14 protein-coding genes and 3 pseudogenes are annotated in these 18,845 nt (G+C 59.3%); 1 reads left to right on the top strand and 16 read right to left on the bottom strand.

Going from position 1 to position 18,845, the window contains the following annotated elements; all coding sequences use genetic code 11:
- Positions 1–21: 21 nt before the first annotated feature.
- The 11 genes from HN018_RS00665 to HN018_RS00615 all read right to left on the bottom strand — a co-directional run bounded on the left by HN018_RS00665 (position 22) and on the right by HN018_RS00615 (position 14,131).
- Positions 22–1,461: an exopolysaccharide biosynthesis polyprenyl glycosylphosphotransferase gene (locus HN018_RS00665; RefSeq protein ID WP_171832720.1), complete on the bottom strand. Its 1,440-nt coding sequence runs from the start codon at positions 1,459–1,461 to the stop codon at positions 22–24.
- A gap of 179 nt (positions 1,462–1,640) precedes the next feature.
- Positions 1,641–3,428 (bottom strand): alpha/beta fold hydrolase, encoded by a 1,788-nt coding sequence (locus HN018_RS00660; RefSeq protein ID WP_171832719.1) that lies wholly within the window; start codon positions 3,426–3,428, stop codon positions 1,641–1,643.
- A complete protein-coding gene (locus HN018_RS00655; protein WP_171832718.1) occupies positions 3,419–5,911 on the bottom strand; it encodes a glycosyl hydrolase 2 galactose-binding domain-containing protein in 2,493 nt (830 codons plus the stop codon). The genes HN018_RS00660 and HN018_RS00655 overlap by 10 nt, the downstream gene beginning before the upstream one ends.
- On the bottom strand, positions 5,908–6,879 hold the full coding sequence (locus tag HN018_RS00650) for a DUF1839 family protein (protein ID WP_171832717.1): 972 nt from the start codon (positions 6,877–6,879) through the stop codon (positions 5,908–5,910). Before HN018_RS00650 ends, HN018_RS00655 begins: the two co-directional genes overlap by 4 nt.
- Positions 6,879–7,790, bottom strand: a complete 912-nt coding sequence (locus HN018_RS00645) for an amino acid--[acyl-carrier-protein] ligase (protein WP_171832716.1) — start codon at positions 7,788–7,790, stop codon at positions 6,879–6,881. The genes HN018_RS00650 and HN018_RS00645 overlap by 1 nt, the downstream gene beginning before the upstream one ends.
- Positions 7,787–8,962 (bottom strand): acyl-CoA dehydrogenase family protein, encoded by a 1,176-nt coding sequence (locus HN018_RS00640; protein ID WP_171832715.1) that lies wholly within the window; start codon positions 8,960–8,962, stop codon positions 7,787–7,789. Before HN018_RS00640 ends, HN018_RS00645 begins: the two co-directional genes overlap by 4 nt.
- On the bottom strand, positions 8,962–9,213 hold the full coding sequence (locus HN018_RS00635) for an acyl carrier protein (protein ID WP_171832714.1): 252 nt from the start codon (positions 9,211–9,213) through the stop codon (positions 8,962–8,964). The genes HN018_RS00640 and HN018_RS00635 overlap by 1 nt, the downstream gene beginning before the upstream one ends.
- 97 nt (positions 9,214–9,310) lie before the next feature.
- Positions 9,311–10,342 (bottom strand): polysaccharide biosynthesis/export family protein, encoded by a 1,032-nt coding sequence (locus HN018_RS00630; RefSeq protein WP_171832713.1) that lies wholly within the window; start codon positions 10,340–10,342, stop codon positions 9,311–9,313.
- Between the two features lie 158 nt (positions 10,343–10,500).
- Positions 10,501–11,538 carry a glycosyltransferase family 2 protein gene (locus HN018_RS00625; RefSeq protein WP_171832712.1) on the bottom strand — a complete coding sequence of 346 codons (1,038 nt, stop codon included), beginning with the start codon at positions 11,536–11,538 and terminating at the stop codon, positions 10,501–10,503.
- Complete coding sequence (locus HN018_RS00620) at positions 11,535–12,359, bottom strand: hypothetical protein (protein WP_171832711.1); 825 nt, start codon at positions 12,357–12,359, stop codon at positions 11,535–11,537. The genes HN018_RS00625 and HN018_RS00620 overlap by 4 nt, the downstream gene beginning before the upstream one ends.
- Positions 12,360–12,715: 356 nt before the next feature.
- Positions 12,716–14,131 carry an oligosaccharide flippase family protein gene (locus HN018_RS00615; RefSeq protein WP_171832710.1) on the bottom strand — a complete coding sequence of 472 codons (1,416 nt, stop codon included), beginning with the start codon at positions 14,129–14,131 and terminating at the stop codon, positions 12,716–12,718.
- Positions 14,132–14,389: 258 nt separating this feature from the next.
- Between HN018_RS00615 and HN018_RS00610 the strand changes: the two genes are divergently transcribed.
- Positions 14,390–15,421, top strand: coding sequence for a glycosyltransferase family 4 protein (locus HN018_RS00610; protein ID WP_171832709.1), 1,032 nt, complete (start codon positions 14,390–14,392; stop codon positions 15,419–15,421).
- Positions 15,422–15,581: 160 nt separating this feature from the next.
- Here the strand turns inward: HN018_RS00610 and HN018_RS00605 are convergent, their stop codons facing one another.
- From HN018_RS00605 to HN018_RS29325, 5 genes and pseudogenes are all read right to left on the bottom strand, one after another.
- Entirely contained in the window at positions 15,582–16,532 is a 951-nt protein-coding gene (locus HN018_RS00605) for a hypothetical protein (RefSeq protein WP_171832708.1), read from the bottom strand.
- A 273-nt stretch (positions 16,533–16,805) separates the two neighbouring features.
- A pseudogene (locus HN018_RS00600) lies at positions 16,806–16,928 on the bottom strand (transposase); the annotation flags it as partial.
- A 96-nt stretch (positions 16,929–17,024) separates the two neighbouring features.
- A pseudogene (locus HN018_RS00595) lies at positions 17,025–17,714 on the bottom strand (Tn3 family transposase); the annotation flags it as partial.
- Positions 17,672–17,914, bottom strand: coding sequence for a Tn3 family transposase (locus tag HN018_RS29045; protein WP_172443415.1), 243 nt, complete (start codon positions 17,912–17,914; stop codon positions 17,672–17,674). The pseudogene HN018_RS00595 and the gene HN018_RS29045, both read right to left, overlap by 43 nt.
- A gap of 138 nt (positions 17,915–18,052) precedes the next feature.
- Positions 18,053–18,472, bottom strand: a pseudogene (locus HN018_RS29325) (LysR substrate-binding domain-containing protein); the annotation flags it as partial.
- Between the last annotated feature and the right edge of the window lie 373 nt (positions 18,473–18,845).

Below are 18,845 nucleotides of genomic sequence, written 5' to 3'. Positions count from 1 at the left end.
GTGCCGAATATATTCCACTTTCTAGACGTTCTGAGCGGGCGGGAGAAGCATCGCCGGAACCGTACGGATCATAATCTCGACGTCCTTCCAGAAGGTCCATTTGCCGATATATTGAAAGTCAAACTCGACCCGCTTGCGTAACTGCTCTTCCGTATCCGTATTGCCGCGCCACCCATTGACCTGCGCCCATCCGGTCATGCCGGGCTTCACCCGGTAGCGAAGCATGTATTCCGGAATGACCTCGGCATAGATCCTTCCGTCGGCCTTTGCCCGCTGCGCATGAGGACGTGGACCAACCAGCGACATCTGCCCGAGCAGCACGTTGAATATCTGGGGAAATTCATCGATAGAGTATTTTCGCAGGATCTGCCCGACCCGGGTCACCCGTCGGTCGCCGGCGCTAACCAAAGTTTCAGCTGCCGAGTCTGCCTGAGCGACATGGAGGCTGCGAAACTTGTAGATCCTGAAGGGTTGCCCGTATTGTCCCGACCTGACCTGTCGAAAGAAGACCGGTCCGGCACTATCGAAGCGGATGCAAAGCCCAACCACGATGAATAGAGGGACCAACGGGATCAAAAGGATTCCCGCCCCGCAAAGGTCGAAGGTGCGCTTGAAGATCGCGCCGGCGTTGGAAAACGGCGGCAGCATCAGGGTCGGCATGACGACACCCTGCAGCTGCTGATTCCCGCGCCCCGGCAGCGCTGGTGGCACATGGTCGGGGATCAGGCGGACCGTCAAAGGCAGGAAGCGCAACCGCTCTATCAATTGCGAGATCCGAGGTCCGGCCGACCATGGCAAGGCCATGTAGACCTCAGAGAGTTCGGCATCCTGAATATAGCTCACCAACCCATCGATGGCGCCGAGACACGGGAGCAGATCCGTTAACGGGCCGGCCCTACCTATCCGGTCGTCGAAGAATCCGATGACGTGAACCTGGCTGTAGCGGCTTCCATGAAGCTGCGCGAGCACAGCGGCGGCAGAGTCGCTGTTGCCCAGGAATGCGACGGTCCTGGGCACCGGGATACGAGCAACTACGTTCTCCAATACCCACCTGCAGGAGAATTGGCATATCGTCAGCAAGCAACCCGCAAATACGAACCAGATCGTCAGCGCCTCGAGATCAAGTCGACCGTGCCTGTTGGCGACCATCATCCCGAGGAGAAGTGCGAGCCAAAGGAGCCATATGGTATGCGTCTCACGTGCCTGGACTGGTCTCCGTAGTAATGCAGTAATTGCGGCGAGGACCAGATAAGTTTCAGTCAAGTCACGGAGTTCTACCGTGGTCGCCAGCCGTGGATCTACAAGGGTTGCGATCAGGCCACCGACGAAGATCGCAGCCGCCTCGAGAACAAGAAAGCCTACAACTACTCCCAAGTAGCTACCACGAGCCAGCCAGGTCCGCGCCGCCACTCTCTCTGCCCTGACCGCAGCGCCATGAGATGATGCGATGTGCATATCCATCCTGATTATCTCGTCACGGTGTAATCGGGCCGATGAGACGGCCCCGAGCGGCAGCGACTAAATATTTGCGTTGAGCGTCGCGAGTGACACGACGCACCGTCAATCGACATATTTTAGGTCCACTTCGTCTCTATCATAACTAAGTGAAGGCAACTGACTCGGAAGGCCCACCACTATATTCACACGGAATCAGCCATGACTTCGCCTCTTGATCGGGCCGGACAAGCGGCATGACTATCGACGCGTTCGGTAGTTATGATTTGCCGGGCTATATCCATGAACTGGTTTCGAGCCGTGTGATCGAGAAGCGCATGATCTGCGGCAGCAAGCATTACGACGCGGACATTCGGAAGGTTGCGTATGCCTGTTTGCGTTCTTTGGGCATAGCACGCGAGCTCCGATATGCCAGGATCTGCCTCACTGTATAACAGGCTCAAATCAACCTCACGCGAATTCAGTAATTGCAGCCATCTCTTTATTTGCCCAGAACGTGTTGCGGTGCCGGTAATACTCTCAAATCTCAGAAAAACCCTTCGGATCAATCCAAGGAAGAGACGGGAGCTTAAAACCTTGACGATCGCTAGCGGCTTTACATTGCCTCGAACGATTCGACGCCACGCTGCCGGTTGAGCGATAGACCTCACATAGAAAGTAAGTGGCCGGCGTAGCCGCGTGTTTTCGACCTCGAGGGATGAACCAGCCTTCCAGATGAACTTCTGTAGGTTGACCAGTAGCAGTCCTCGCACTCGTGGCTCAGCAAGCGCGGCGTGGAATGCGGCATAGGCGCCCGAGCAGATCCCTATGAGAACCGGGTGAACGTGGCCAAGCCCCTCTAGGGCATCGATTGCGGCAACCACGTCGTTGTTCGTGTCATTCAGGTAAGGTTCAACCCTCGCATCGCTCGCTGTGTCACTGTCCCCGAAGCCTGCCAGATCCATCCGAAGCGAGGCAATGCCAGAGGATGCAAGTTCCCTGGCCATAGTTACAAAGACGCGCCCGTCACCGGTGTGACGGCCAAAGCCCGTGTTGAGCATGATGACAGTCGGTAAAGTGGATGGAATTCGACCGGTCTGAGCACACAAGATACCAAACAGCTTCCCGTTTGGTCCAAACCGAAGCGGCGTTTCGATCGCATTCGATAGGCGAAGCACGCTCTCGACGGGTTGTGGCACGGGCTTTGCGTCCACCACGGGGATTTGATCGGACGGCAACGCTGCGCACCAGTCGATCAGCATCCTGAATGATTTCTCGGGGATCCGACTGGATAGCGAGTTCTGGAGATAGTCCGACGATTCGGGGAAGTCTTCGTTCAGCACCGTGCATCCCTGGTTGCTCAGGAGATTGACAAGGTCAGTGCTCAGAGGCCCCTCGAACTCCTGCATAAGTAGAACCGCTTTCGCAGCGACTTCTAGCTCTTGGAGCTTGAGGGCTGACAGGGTCCGAAGTGTCTCATTGGTCAGGTGTTTTCCGACTACATCGAGGTCACCGCCTGTTCGCGCCTCTGCCGGCAGGTGGTTCGCCTCCCGCCACGCATTGGTGAGGAGGCGAAGTTCCCGGATATAACTTCTTCCTGACAGCACCGGTGCAAGGCATGCAATCGCCTTGACCCGCTCGATGTCCTGACTTGCAAGCAAGGCAAGCGTCGCCCCAAGCCTGAGGCCGATCAGTATCACGGAGTCGGTATCAGTGGCCGAGCGCAAGAAAACAGTGGCTGCGGATATGCTATCTCTCCAGGCGGCAAGTCGATCCGGATCCGTGTCCAAGCCAAGCGAGTCACCGGTGCCAGGATAGTCGAATCGGACGACGTGGAAGCCCTGGCGGGAGAGGTGGTCGGCAAGGTATTTCCACCCCCTATGGGCGTTCATATTCTCGTGCCCGAATGCCCCGCACAGCACGACGCCAGTCGTACCGGCCCCAGGATGAAGCCAGCCGAAACAACCAGAGAACGTGATCGGTATCATTGGCATTCTCTGATCGAGGCTGATTGAACGCCGTTCAGCGCTCTGACGAATCCCGTCGGCCTTGTTGCGACGCCGGGGCCGGGCAGGAGCTGGACCCGTCGCGTCACGGCAGGTGGCAGATGAAACCATTCACGATCGGCACGATAGCCGTCGACCTCCACGTGCACAGCCTGGGCGAAGCGTGATGCGGCAATGTCCAGGAACCAGTCCGTATCCTGTTGGGACAGCACAGCGGTCAGGCCAAGATCGTTCAGTGGCAATGCTCGACCGAGGGGAAAGTGAAATGCCTCCGAGAGGATCTCGCCCGATCTCCGACAGTGCAGCGTTGCAATCGTGATGTCGTGCTCCGGCGGACCGAATCGATAAGCTCTGCTGATGTCAAAAAATCCTTCTATAAGATCCTGGCTTGAGATCGAGATGCTGCCATGCGGCTCCAATGTGATAGCCGCTTCCGCTGTGACCACCGGAACCGATCCACGCTTCAAGCCAGCCAGGCGAACAAGCCCTTCCAGGGGTGCGTTGCGTTCATTCAGGATATAAATTCCAAGCCCGTCCTGACCTTCGTCCGAGAGCAGGATCTGGATCGGAGCTGATACCCGACGGAAGCCATGCCATGCGGCCTTCGGAATGCCGTGGTTGTCGATGATCCCCCAGCCGCTGCAGGGCGCAAGGTCCTGCAGTTGCCAGATGAGGCCACCGCAGCAGGTCGATCCTGGTCGTCGCCATTCAGCGAAAACAGTCTCGACAAGATCCGCGGTGACGGCTCGCGATAGATCGAGATAACGTTCAGGATCCTCACCGCGCAGATGCGCAGGATCCACCTTATAGAGGTCTCTAAGGTAGTGGTCCCGAATATCCACGAACGTCCAGGATACCCCCCTGTCGCGGGGACCTTCCTCAATTCGACGGGCAGAAGGAGAAGTTGCCGCAGGCGGATTGGCAAGCGCGACGCACTCAGTTGCGAAGCGTACGCCAGCCCGGCGCGCGTCCTCGAGCGGTCTTTTGTAGGCACCGACCCCGTAGTAGTGAGAGACGCCGGCGTTGACCGTAAACGGCATCGGTCCGCCCCAGGGCGAATGCGGCACGTAGTGGAGATCCGGCTTGAGTCGCGCTACAAGTTCCGGCAGGAATGTCTCGAAAAATTCCATCGCCCGTTGGTCCGGACCCAAGCCCAGGAAGGCTGCCTGCTGCGCTATCTCGGACCCGCCGCACAGCACGACCAGCGATGGGCTGCCAGCGAGACGCTCGACAAGCTGTTCGATCTCCAGGACGGCACTCTCACGGAAATCTGCCTGGCCGGTCGCATAGTCCAGGTTGGCAAACATCAGGTCTTGCCAAACCAGGATACCGAACTCGTCGCAGAGATTGTGGAAGGCGCGGCTTTCATAAAGCATGGTGCCGCCGACCCTGATCATGTTCATGTCCGCGTCACGGACCAATCGGATCCAGGCGATGTACGTGTCCCTGTCGCTGCTGAGGCGGATCAGGTCGGCGTTGGTCCAGCAGGCACCGCGGCAGAAAATCGGGACCCCGTTGCATTCCAGCCCGAAACCCTTCCCATCCTGACCCCGTGAGACACGGACTTCGCGGAAACCAACCCGGCCGATCAGTAGTTCCGCCGTACCATCGACCAGGAACACGTCGTGCAGCGTCGGCTCACCGTGCGTGTGCGGCCACCAGAGCTCGACCTCAGGCAATGATAGTTCGGCGATGAAGCTTCCAGTGGCCACGCGTTGGAGCGGCACAAAATAGTCACCCACCTGCACCTTCAGGTCGGCCTGCCGATCATGCGCCTCGGCAAACTCGATTCGGAGATTCACGACTCCCGTGCCGCCGCGTAGGGTTGCAGAAAGGCGGCAGGATTCTATCGCACCCGGGCCACTAAAATGCTCGATGGCACGGTAAGGACCGACAGCGTCGTAGGAAGGGCACCAACCGGGCATGTGTCCGAGCAGGGTCTGGCGCTGCAGGCGAAGCCCGTTCGATGTAACAAGTTGCGTTCGCCATCTTGGCCTTCCGGCCGTCGCCGCGAGCGCCTTTTTCAGCGAGCGGAACCGGATAGACAGGGTGATTTTTCCGCTGCGCGGAACCTGTACGGTATATGCGATGAACATGCTGGTCGTGCGGATGACGCATTCGTCGTCCAGCCAGATTTCCGCAAGACCGGCCAGCCCCAGAAACCTGATCCGATCGCCGGCAAGTGCCTGGATGACTGTTCCATACCAAACGTCATGCTCATGCAGCGAGGGTGGGGCGCCAGCCTCCCGTAGATGCGGCTCCCACAGGGCGTCGAGTGCAGTTCCCGGAACCGGTGCTTTTTGTCGGTTCGCGCCAACTGGTAGATCCTTCGGGGAACCGGCCTCGCCCTCCGGTGTGATGGCGATCCACCAGTCCGCCAGCAGGACTTGCGGCAGCATCCAGCGGACGGCTGGTTTTAGCGCCGTTTTATCGGTCGGGATCGCATCCGCCGGATGGCCGAAGTCGGTCATGGCGTGCCTGCACCAGCCCATTGCGCCAGCTTGCTCAGGGCCGTTTCATAATCCGCCTCGAGCTTGTCGAAGCATTCGGTGCATGGATCGGGACGCCGGCGGGCAACGCTGCGAGCCAGCCGGAACTGCAGGATCTTGGTCGTCTGTGCCAGGCGCTCGCACGCTTCGACAACCGGCTGGAGCGCGTTCCCACCCAACCATGCGACATGACTGCCGAGAAGCTCGAAGTTCGACCCAGCCAGCCGGGGGAAATGGAACGCGTAGTCGTGGAACCGTTCCGGCGATTGCAGAAGATCCTCCACATGATCGCTGAAGACGGCGCGCCAGGCTGAAAAGGGGTTCTGTTCCGGTCGCCTGGGCAGGTGACCGCGAAGGATGTCGAGCGCTACCTCCTGCTTCGACCCAATGTCGCGATGACGCACGCATTGCGTGACGGTTTCCAGATAGGGAGGCAACAGGTCGGGTTCGGATCGAAACTCTGGTCGGAGCCGAAATGCACCCAGATAATCATCCCCGCCCAGGACGGCGCGTGCCGCATTGTGAAAGTAACCGCATTCCTGCGCTGCCAGATCGCACACGTCGATCGCGATGGTTGTCTTGGTGTGCACCTGGCGATAGGTCGTTGCTGCTGTGTCAGGAAGCCAGAATGCGTCCACTTCAAGCAGGACGATCTCACCCCGTCCGACATGCAGCGCCGTATGATCCTCCAGGGTCCGGTAGACCGATAGCTCCTGCACGGTCAGCCCATACAGCCGGCGCAAATCCTCGGGGATGAGCTTTGAAAAAGTGAACTGGTCCCCCTCGAAGTTCTGAAGGACGGTGAAGCCGAAGGCTGCTTCCGGCATTTCTCCGAGGGACGCAAGCACCTCGATCCAAAGATCGATGTAGCAGTTCGTCTCCGGCCACGACCGGGCCGAATCATGCAGAGGATGGCCGACGAAAGACCTGGTGTTCGGCTCGCGCTCCATCACGAATTCCAGAGCGCCTTCCGGCAGGATTGAGGCCAGGATGAGATATCGAACCCATGATGGCGGAGCAAGGCGAGCGTCAGGCGCTCGAAGCCGAAGCCAACGCAGGCCGTATGGGCGAGCTCACCATCCGCAAGACGCAGGTTCCAGACCTCGCTGAAATGGTCCATGTGATAATTGAAGCTGAGGCATGCAGTCGGTTTTTCCGGATTGGTAACCGGGACGAGCAGCTCGAACTTCAGGGCCTGATCCCTCTGGCTGCTCGCCATAAACGTGCCGCCGCGCCCGAAAAACGGGTCATTGGCGAGATCGATGGCGACAGGCAGCCCAAGGTCGCCGATGATGGTCTTGCCCCGCTGCACCCAATTGTCGCGGAACGCCTGCACATCGGAAGGCGATCCGAGCCGGACGAATTCTCGCATCCTGAAGAGCTGCATCCGGGTCGGGTCCAGCGACGGCTCGTGGCGGAAGCAATAGGAGGCGACATCGACGGTGCAGCCTCCCTGCGGGAGCGCGCCGCGCCCGGCGATCATCGGATAGACCGGGTAGCAGGCGGCCGGGGTCAGCGTCAGGTCGACACATTTCTGTCCCTCGGTCCAATCCTCGCCCGCCTCCAGGCAGCGCAGCAGTGTCTGGTGGGCGCGCTCGTCGCCGCAGAAGCAGTGGACGGTGCCGGCAAGATGGGGAAAGCCATTCAGATAGCCGCTGGTTTCCATCACGCTGCGAGGCATCGCAGGCGGAAACCGGACGATCTCGGCATCCTGATCCTGCCCGTTCCGCGTGATAAGGGAGTCGATCCCATCCACGATCGACTCGAACAGTCCGCTTCGCCCGAATACACCGTCGACACCACTGGGGATCAGGATGCGGGCTTCGATCAGCTCGTCGCGGAACGCCGTTTCTGCACTCATGGGATTGAACCTCTCAGCAATGGAGAACGTTGCGCTATCAGCAACGTAGCAGTATTGGCGGCTATACGATCATTGTTGACCATCAAAGGTGCAGAGTAAAGATCACGAAGATGACGGCCGATGCTGTATGGCGTGCCGTTTTTATATCCCGCTATTCCACAGATCATCATCGCCTGCTGCACGACGTCCAGGGCAAGCTCGGACATCGTCACCTTCAGCGCATTCACCTCGGCGAGAAATCCCAGCGGGAGCGCGTCCAGATCCTTTGCCGGGTTGCGAGCATACTCGGTCGTTGCACTCTCCAGCCGCGTACGCATCGTCGCTACCAGCGACGCCGCCTTCTCAAAGCGGATCCCACCCGGTGGTAACACGCCGGGATTGGCCTGGGCCTGGCGACGAAGAAATGCCCGCGCCTTTTCTGTCGCTTCGACAGCGATGCCGAGCCACACCGCCCCCCAGAGGATATGCGACGTCGGCAGCATGGTGTGCTGGGCGAGCTCACCAAACGACACCGGCACGATCTGTGCTGCATCGACCGACAGCCGGACGTCGAACGCCTTGCTGTCGGTGCCCCGCATGCCGAGCGTGTCCCAGCGGCTTGTCTCGCTCAGCACCACGTCGTGCTTCTCCGCCACGATCAGCACTTGATCCGACGCTGACGCGTCAGCATGCCGGCGGGCCGTTACCAGCAGCGCATCCGCATGCTCGCCATAGGAGATCGCAGAAGAGTGCTTGAGCAGCGTCACGCGTCGATGATCGATATCAATTTCGGGCGAACACAGGCTCGACCGGATGTTTCCACCGATCCCGACTTCCGACGTCACCGAGGCCAAAAGCAGCTGCTCGACCGCAATCCGTCTCAAGAACGTCTGCTGCCACGCACCCTCGCCTGCCCCGGCGATCAGGCACGCAACTTGTATCTGGTGCATCGCATAGATCAGCGCGCTCGAGGCGCAGGCCTGACCGAGGATGCGGCAAACATTGGCGACATCGGCCAGGGAAGCGCCCGGACCGTCGGCAGCCACCGGAACCAGCAGGCCAAGCAGACCCGAACTCCGGAAGGCCTGTATCGCCTCGGCCGGAAACCGACCTTTGGCATCCACGTCCTCGGCATGGACCGAGGCGATCGAGGCAGCCGCGTCCGCCTGCGCGACAAGATGCTGAACATCCATCAAGAGGAAACGGCGCTCGACTTGAGCGCATCCACCACCCCGGTAAGGGATCGGATGGTCTGGAAGGACCGGCGGGTAAGCAGCTGATCGGGGAACTCGATATCGAACGCCTGTTCGATAGCCAGCATCACGTTGACGCTTGCCAACGAGCTCAGGCCGGCATCGTAGAGATCATCGTCGATCCCGATCCCTCCGACCGGAACCGGAAGACGGCCGACTTTCGATAGGATGTCGCGGATACGGTTTTCCATGTCGTGAACCTTGTTTGCTGGCTGGACGTGAATGTACGGGTAAGGCGCTCCCGGACCCTCGGAGGGGTCGCACAATGTTCGGCCCTCCCTACCCATGCTATTTGAACCCGCTGTTGAAACCGCTTGCCGAGTAAGCAACCGGAAGAACCAGCGAAAGGAACTTTGCAAGATCGGTAACAGGCGCATTCGATACGAACACGACATCTTCCGGATGCATCGGAAACTGACTTGCATAAAAATACCCTGCGGGATCTCGCAGGTCGGTCAGATAGATGGTCGGCACCAGGGCTTTCTGGCCGTCACGACTATGTTCGAGCCGATAGACGAAGCAGGCCCTTGCGTTGGCACGGTCATCCTCAAGACCACCTGCCTTGGCCAGAGCATCGGCAAGCGTGATCCGTGCATCGCCGAAGGCGATCCTCCGGTCGATTGGACCGAGCGATGTCGCCTGCCCGGTCGCGCCGAGTGCCAGAAAGAAGTCGGCCTTATGCTCGAGATAGAGCGTGTCTCCAGCTTCGAGCGAGATATTCTGCTCCGGTCGCTCGACGATGGTCGATAGTTTCGTCTTCTCGATATGCCCATGGCGATGCAACGTGACGACCGTCTCGTAATCGGGGAAACGTGGGCCGCCAGCGCGGGAGATCGCGCCGAGCAAGGTCTCGCCGCCAGGATCGAGTGGGAAGCGGGTCGCGCCGCCAACATCGCCGACGACGTTGATCATCCCTGCACGCCGGTTGAGAATAGTGACAACGACCTGTGGCTCAAGCGCACGGGCACTGATCCGCTGCTGGATCATCCGGCCGACCGCGGTAGGCGTCCGACCAACGACAGAAATGGACCCGCCGTATGGGATGGTAATGGTACCGGTCTCGTCGACCTGTTGCGACGGGAGCGTGATCGAATTGCCTGAAGGATTTTCGGGATGGTCAGTAATGAACAACCCTCCCGGGCCTGCCTCGAAGATCGTGATTCCAAGATCGTCGCCGACGCCGATCGTGCCGCGAGTGACAGCCCGGGTCGGCATAAGGTCGAACGTCGATTCTGCCGGAGGAGCCTCCAGAGCCGGCAGACTTATCGAATTGACGGTCACCAGCCGATACGACAATGGAGAGACGGGCGAGGCCGACACGGTCGCAGCCTTCGTGACGACAGCCTCCCGGCCCGGGCCACTCTCGGAGAGAAACGGTCCACACCCGGCAACCGAGCTCGCGAGCAGAAGACCGACCCCATACCGCGTCATGGCGCGATGGCATCGCACGGTGACTGGCCTTATCGGATCATAGACCGTCATCGGTTTGCCTCAGCCTGTTGAGTGTCGTCGAGAGCACGCTGGGCCGGCATCGGCCGGCCAGGTCTGGCGCGTAGCCATCCGTCGAGGAAGCCGATCGCCCACGATAGATGCATCACCACCGCAGCCGGTCCCATCAGCAGGAGTGCGGGATCGCGCTGCTTGATGGCAGCGACCGTGCCCCACAGGAAGCTGCTACAGAGATAGATGCCGCCCGGGATACCGACCCATGGCACCACCGGTGTAAGCAGGCCGATCGCAGTCACTGGCAACAACAACAGCGGGAGCGCCTGCCGGGCCTTGAGCCGCAGCCCATGCTTGCGGGTGGTTCGGGCCCGACCGCGGCCGTGTCGAACATACTGCCGGCGCAGCGCTGAAAGGCTCTCGCGTGGGAAATAGTCGATGACAGCTTCGCTGCAGAGCCAGACCCGGCCACCGGCACGCAGTCCGCGCACATCGAATTCTCCATCCTCATTATGGGTGAAGTTGCGATCGTAGCCACCGACGGAGCGGAAGAAGTCGAGATCGAACGCAGCATGATGACCGTGATCCACAAACCGGGATTCACCGATGCGACGATGGCTCGACCCGCCATTGCCCAACCTGCTGTTCTGGGCAGCAGCAATGGCTCGTTGCTGTGCTCCGATGCCTACCGTCCGCATCGGGACGACAACGGAGGTGGCGCCCGTGGTACGGAGCGCGTCGATTACCTGGAAGACGAAGTCTCGTGGATAGGCCGCGTGGGCATCGACCCGTAACAGGATCCGGCTTTGAGGCGCCAACGTCTCGGCAGCCAGATTACACGCAGCGGATTGGGTTCGACCCGGGTTGTCGATCCAACGGACCATTGCGTTGGTTGCAGCCACATCGGCGACGATTGCGCGCGTTGCATCGCTGCTGCCACCATCCATGACAAGGATTTCGGCGTCCATATCCTGCAGCTGGACGATAAGCGACGCGAGTACCGTCCCGATATGACGCTCCTCGTTCAGGACCGGGATCACGACGGAGAAGAATGGCAGGGATTTGGTCTTCATATCGTTCTAACCGGAATGAGCCGAGGCTCGACGACGCGCGCTGTAGACGGCAGCTGCGCCAGCGTTGCCACGAAGGCCGATGCCGTCTCCGGTGTCTCCATGAGCGCGCCAGGCTCGAGCGAAATTATACGCTCCCTCGCTTCGCGATACATCGACGGTGTCATGGCAACAAACAAGGCGGAAAGCGTCTGCTCCAGCACCCCGTCGAGCAGCAGCCCGCACCCGTGCCGCGTCAGCCACCGTCCTGTCTCGACCTGAGCCAGCGCCAGTGGAACGCACCCGAACATGCTCCCCTCATACAGCCTGTTCGGTAACAGCCACGCCGAGTTCAACCCGTCCTCGTAGAAGTCGATCGCCCAGTTGAAATGGACACGGCCATAGATGGTGGGAAGATCGGTCGCACGGTCATAGGCGCCCCCAAACGTCATACCGGGTGTGGCAGCCACGACGGCATAGAAGTCCGGTAAGACATCGATGGCCGGACGTCCGCGGATCTCCACCTCGATCGTTCCGTTCGAAGACCGTACGAGCGCCGCCAGCAGTTGGAGGCTTCGGCTACACCGGATGATGCCAAACCAGCCGATGCGCCAGGGTGGCGCGTCGGAACACCCGGCGTCATCTATTTGGGCGATCATGTCGGTGCCCAACTCGCTACGGAGAAGCTTGTTCTCAAGCAGGATCCAGCGCGGCAGGCTCTCGTGAAATCGCGCGAAATAGGCATCGATAAACTTCTCGGAGCTTACGATCAGCAGTGCACAGGATTGGAGAAGCCGTCGCTCGAGACGACGCAGGATTACGCCCAGGATGTTCGTCTTGGTCATCAACCTGTGGATATCCAGGCACTCATAGACCACAGGGCACGCAGACCGAACACGCCACCGTACAAGCAGGGCGATAACCAACATCTCCAGGCTACGCGCAACTACAACGTCTGCATCCTGGAGCGCCCTGCTCCAGCGTGCCGATGCGACGACGGCCCAGATGGTTACGACCGCTCTCTGGAACAGCTGGCCATTCCGGGTTTCCCCGATTGAAAGCTCGTCGCCGTCGAGGCGACGCGGGGTAGCCTTCCTGCGATTGAAGCCGATCACGGAGAGATGTGCCTGGCCTTCGCGGAGAAAGCGACAACGCCGCTTTACGGCGGCATCTCCCAAATCGTGCACGAGATAAAGAACCTTCATGCGTGCAGCCGAGCCGGCATCGGCCGATCAAGCGATCGAAGCGACAGCAAGTAGGCGAATGCCATCGCGACGCCACCGCAGCACAAGGCACCGACACAGGAAAGCAGGAGACCCGTGATCTCTTGCATCGGTCCCGCGCCTCCATCCATCGGCAGCATCGACTTGATCGCGCTGACGGCGCCGATCATGAGTACTATCGGGACGAGAACCGAGGCCGTGTAGGTCAGTGCCGGCTGCTGCACCTCCCGGCGGCTCAGCCAGGCCATCCAGGCGACGATCAGCGCATTCTTAATGACCAGAGAGAACGCGCAGAGCGTAATGCTTTTAGAGGCGATCAGCGCGACGAGGGCGAGGCTTCCGATCGCGGAGACAATTGAAGTCGTGAGGAGCTCGCGATTGCGCCCTGACACGGAGAGAAACGAGCCCGGCACCATGCCGATCGCCCGGACGAAACCATTCAATGACAGCCATGCTACGATCGGCGCCGCGGGAAGCCAGGTCCGGCCGAAGATCAGACCGACAACGACCCGACTGTTGCAGAACACCACCGAGGCCGGGATACCGCAGACGAGGCCGAGGACAAGCAGCGCGCGTACGGTCGTCTTCTGTTTCGACAGTCCACCTTCGGCAGCAAACAGCGGTTGAAACAGAATAGCGGAAAAAGAGTTCGCGACCGTCACGAACGTCGTCTCCAGCCGCTTTCCGAGGTTATAATATGCCAGCCCGATATTCCCGGCCAAAGGCGCAATCAGCATCTGGTCCACGGAATTGATCGTGGCAGCCAGGGTTCGATTCCCCGTCGCGAGTAGGGTCTCGCGCCTCAGGCGCCGGATACAGTCCCAATGGAAGCGTGGACGAACGAGCAAGCCTGAGCCGAACGAGGTACTCACGAAGGTGACGATCGACTGCACGAGCTGGTAGATGACCAATCCGGCGCCCGCATTGACGTTTCTGGTGATCACCACACCTACGCAGCCGGCGATCACGTTTGCCATGATCGTGCGCACGGCCAGCCTGCGAAATGCCAGACGCGCGACAAGTACCGCCTGCGGCTGCACGGAAGCCAGATCAAGAGGAATGCGCAAGACAAGCATGCTCAGCAACACGAAGTGCGCATGTAAGCCATGTACGAGAAAGCCCAGACCGAAGATAATAAGCAGGCAGATCGGTACCAGGAGGCAGCTTGCAGATAGCAGCAGAGCGAGCGCTGCCTCGTGGCAACGCTTCAGATCGTTCTTTTGCTGCAACAACGCCTCGTAGATGCCCGGGAGGCCGATCGCCTTGCAGACTTCCGTGCAGGCCATCGCCAGTGCAATAAGGCCAAGTAACGAAGGCGTGATCTCACGTGCGAAGAAGACGAAAAGCGCAAATGGCAGGAGGACGCTTGCAGCTGCGTTCAGACCTGCCCACAACGCGCCTGCTATATACGAAGCGTGCTTCTCGGAACCAACGTTATCGGTCGACCTGTCGTTCCGTCCAAATACCTTTCGAAAGTTAAAATTAAGCAACGACTTTGCCCATTCATTTGTAAATAATGAGACGGAGGCAGCAGGACACCAATCGGTAGGCTTTGTTTTGCAATTGGTTTAGACTGTTATCGCAATCTGTCCAAGAAGAAACCTGTCTAGAAAACAGTAGAACGTCGAAGATAATGAAGGATTAAACGCAATATGTTGTCCCGCACAAATTACATCCTTGGTGGACCTGTTCTTGAGAGCCTGGAGTCAAAAAAGCGTTCGGCAGAGCAGCCGCTGTCAGAGTTTAATACCTTCATCGCCCGGAACCATGCGCAGCTCATCGGGACGGACCGTGTGGAAACGGGATCACCGACGTCACAGCGTCGGCGGTTGGCTTTGGCTCTGCTCGTCATGCGGAAGAAAGGCGACGACTACGATGCTCTGGTGGCGTCTGGTGAGGATATCGGCTTTCCCTTGGCCTTGTTATCCCTGATTTATCGACGGCACAAGCCGATCTGGATAATCCTGCACGGATCCTATCTCGAGAGTCGAAAATTCGCCCTGATTGCACCGGTGCTCCGGCGGGCTCGACACGTTCATTTCATGTGTCTGTCCGAGTCATTGAGCACGCGTATGGTCGGGAAATATGGCTTCCCTGCTCACCGTTGCCATAACGCTGGATATGGCGTGGATACATCGTTTTTTCGTCCAGTCGACGCTATCGATACAACCATGATCCTTGCAGCGGGCAGTGCCAACCGCGACTATCAGACCTTGATCGCTGCAACCGAGGGAACTGGCGCACAACTTCGTATTGCCGCAGATAGTCTCTGGCGACCGACGGACAGCGGGCTCGATGCGTCGGCAGTTCCAGCCCATGTCGATGTTGGATCTGCAGGCAGCTACCTGGCATTGCGAGCACTTTATGCGCGCGCTTCCTTCGTGGTCGTTCCGCTTCATCAGGCACGATTTGCATCAGGTTATGCCGTCATCGGCGAGGCCATGGCCATGGGCAAGGCGGTGATCACCACCCGCACGGATGCTCCGTCAGACCTTCTCATCGACGGTGAGACGGGTTTCTATACAGAACCGGGCGATGTCGCGGGCCTTCATGACAAGATTATGCTGTTGCTCAATGATCCAGCACGCGCTCAGGCGATGGGGGCCTCCGGCGCAGCCCGTATGCATGAGCAGTTCAGCCTCGAGGCGTATTGCCACAGGATCGAGAACCTCATTCAGGCATAGCCACCGAACAGAGACGGGGACACCGAACCATCTTTCCTATCGCGTCCGTTGCACTGAGTTCCAAGGCTTCAGCGGGTCGCCATCTGTATTGATGGGTTTCCGCCTGTATCCGGGCGGCCGGAGCCGCAGGCTCGGTTCACGGCTGATGCATAGTTGATCACTAGGGAGCGGCTAGCACTCGCTCTCCGAAGAAGCGACGACGATTTGGCGGCGTGATGCCGAAACCAATCTCCAGCATGAGGCGGTCCGTAGCGCTTGCAAGGCTCCCGGCATGGAATCCGAACGGATCCTCGGCAAACCCGGAACCGGCAGCGCCATAGATCCTCATGAGATTATCGCCCCCGTAGGTCGAGATCACTTCGTCCATCGGGCGTCCCACGGTCAGGGACAGTTGATGCTTGAGAGCATGGTGCCTGTGGGTGCCGCGCATGTAGAGGTGCGGACCAGAACCGGCGTCAACGGGCGTGAGGTAGAAAAAGAACTTCAGCATCCGCCAATCATCAAGATCGAAATGCAGCATTTCAGTTGGATTCGTGTCATTCACGTGTCCACTTATCGCTGTCGAGAAACTCCACCAAAGCCGAGTGCTGATGACTTGAGCATTCGGTCCAAGATAGTCTCGCGCTACAGCGTGCAGCAGCTGGTCCGACTGGATCGCCATAACCTCCGGGCAATCTTCCACGCGCTCGAAATAGTGTCCGCTGGTGATAAGATTGTCGGGGTCTTGCCGCGCGGTCTGCTCGGACGGCAAGAGATCATGGTTACGGTCGTGGTTGCCGAAACACCCGGTCGTGTTTGCGAAGCAAAGGATCGCGTCCCTGACATGGACCGGGAGCGTCAGGTTGTCGAAGATCCCGTCCTTCAACAGTCCGGAAACGACGGAGGACCGATCGGCCGTAAAGTTCGAGTGAAGCGGAAGTTCATCAACCTGCCGATCGACATGGCCGCGTTTGTGCAGACGACCGCCGATGCTTGTTCGTCCGAAGATAAACATCAGGAGCCAACGGGGATCCTCGCGAAAATCGCTCCAATAGGTCGGAAACCGTTCCCGGACGCGTCTCAATATAGAGTTGTCGCGTGCAATCAATTCCAGGCTTGGGGCGGCAGCCATGATGCACGGTTCCTAAGACTTCTTGAGGTGTTTGATAGTTTGAGTAGAATTCCAGCTGTCCGAGGTCAACCTTATATTGCTTCGAAGACGACTAGATCTGATTTCGGTTGATCTATATTTCTACTCACGTCTCGAAAAGCATGCATACGCCCTCGGCGCGCTGAGCTACCGTGACCGCCGCTCGAGATCCTGTTTGGGAGGCGCGTCACGACTGCTTGATCCTGAGAGCCCGTTTGGAAAGTCATGGGTAGGTATTCTGTGGCGTCGATTGCTACTCATGCCGAGGAAGATCATGGCCTCCGACACGTCGATCCGGCGTTCGTAATTACGAACGAGGCGACGCCGGCGGGTCATCCAGCCGAAGGATCGTTCCACAACCCATCGAGGCGGCTGCACCTCGGACGCCTTGCCACCATCGCGACGACGGATGATGTCGGAGTCACAGCACGAAAAATGATCTCGCGTACCCCAGACAAGGATCGATGTACAAGTTTACGTTGCCAACAGCGACTGGGGCCGACGTAGAGGCCTGAGATCGCTGCGCTCGGGCACCGCGTCGCCAGGCCGAATGTAGTCACCGGTCAGGCTGATGTGCTCCCAGCTAAGCAGTACACATGCCTCTTGAGTTCTTGCGGCACGGTCGCCCCAAGCCTCGTGAATGCTTCGTTGAGATCGCGGGGGGTCTACATGATGATAGCCGCAACCACCCAGCGCGTTACGGGCCTTGCCCTTGTTCAGCTCAACCTGGGCGCACCGGCGCATGTCGCGACTGAGGATCCAGACAAGAGTAAACACGGTGCGCTCGAGGCGCCCGACGTCACGAAGTGCGACGGCCAGACTATTTTGGCGTGGATAAGCAGCCAGCCTCCGGAGCATCGGCGAAGCGCTCGTCGTGCCCGCGCGAATGGAGACGGTGAGACTCAAGAGTTCGTCCCAGTTCATGCCGGGTAGCAGATAGATGCGCCGGTCTTTGATGTCTCGCAGGCGGGGCGCGAACCGGGAGCCAAGGAACAGGCAAAGGCCTAATGAGTGGTCGGTCGCGCCGCCCGTATCAGTGCAGTGCTCGCGGATCTGCAGGCCCGATCGATGCGACAGCAGGCCGTCCAGGACATGCAGCGCCTCGGACGGGGCGGCCGCGATCACCTTGGTGTGAAACGGCCCAACTGGTCCGAGATGTGTATGTAGAAGGCAACCCCGGGCTCACTGCCATGGCGAGCGTTTATGTCACCCAGGCCGCTCCCCTGACTGCCCGATCGGAAATACTGCCCGTCCGATGACGAGCGGGAACCGTCTCCCCAGACGGTGGAGAGCGGCAAGGTCCGATAGGTATCGACAAGACGGGCGAGGGCGGCAGCGTAGGTCTCCTCACGGATGTCAGTCATGCACCCAGGCGAGTCGGCGGGACGTGACACCGCTGCACGTTTGGAATGGAGAAGCCTCTGCATCTTCCTCACCAGCGCGCAGGAGGAACGCCTGCCTTTACCGGCCAAAGTGGCCACGAGGGGCCACCGATTGCGCATTCAGTTGGCTGAATTAACGGCTGCCGAGCCTGCACCTGCCGTGATTTGGAAGCAGCAATCGATCGGCGCTCTGGTTCGGGCTGGTGGTTGATGGCGTGAGGGATGATAGGCGGGCAGCAGAAAGGTCTCGCCACGCCAGTCGGGGAAGAGCCTGACCAGTGTACCGCTTGTGATCACGGTCTCGCTGCTCAGCGCCATCACCTGTGCGATGCCTATACCGGCAACGCAGGCCGCCAGCATCGTGCAGACATCAGTAACGGCGACCGCGCCAGTAACGTCGACCGGAATGATGTTTCTCCGGCGGTGGAATTCCCAGGCAATGGCTTGTTGCTTGCTGGAATCTGGTAATGGATGGATGCAGCGATGCCACTGTAGTTCCTCCGGCCTTACAGGGCGGCCATGACATGCAAGGTAGAGGGGCGATGCAACGGCTGGGCTGCGCGTATCGACGCGGCATTTGCCTTTGAGCTTTGCGAACGTAGTCGACCTCGTTCAGCGAGTTGGTGGCGGGATTGTGCCAGTCCCCTCACCTAGAGATTTCACGAGGCTTCGAAGCCCCTGCCTTGCAAAGGCTCCTGGCTCGGTATGCTTAAGGGACGATCCTCCCGGATGGAAGGATCTGTCAACACCTGCCGCGAGCCCAAGCATTCCGTCTGGCCAAACGCAATAAATAGCATCTGCTTCCCCCAGCGTAGGAAAGAAAAGTTCAAAAAATACATGCTGATGGTGGATGAACTTTCTGAGGCCTCAAAAACAAAGGAATCGATAACCTGCCTATGCTCTCGGAACATGA

This window comes from Lichenicola cladoniae, assembly GCF_013201075.1.
Classification (GTDB): Bacteria; Pseudomonadota; Alphaproteobacteria; order Acetobacterales; family Acetobacteraceae; genus Lichenicola; species Lichenicola cladoniae.
Note: the sequence above shows the minus strand (reverse complement) of the source record. Positions and strands in the feature narration are given on the sequence as shown.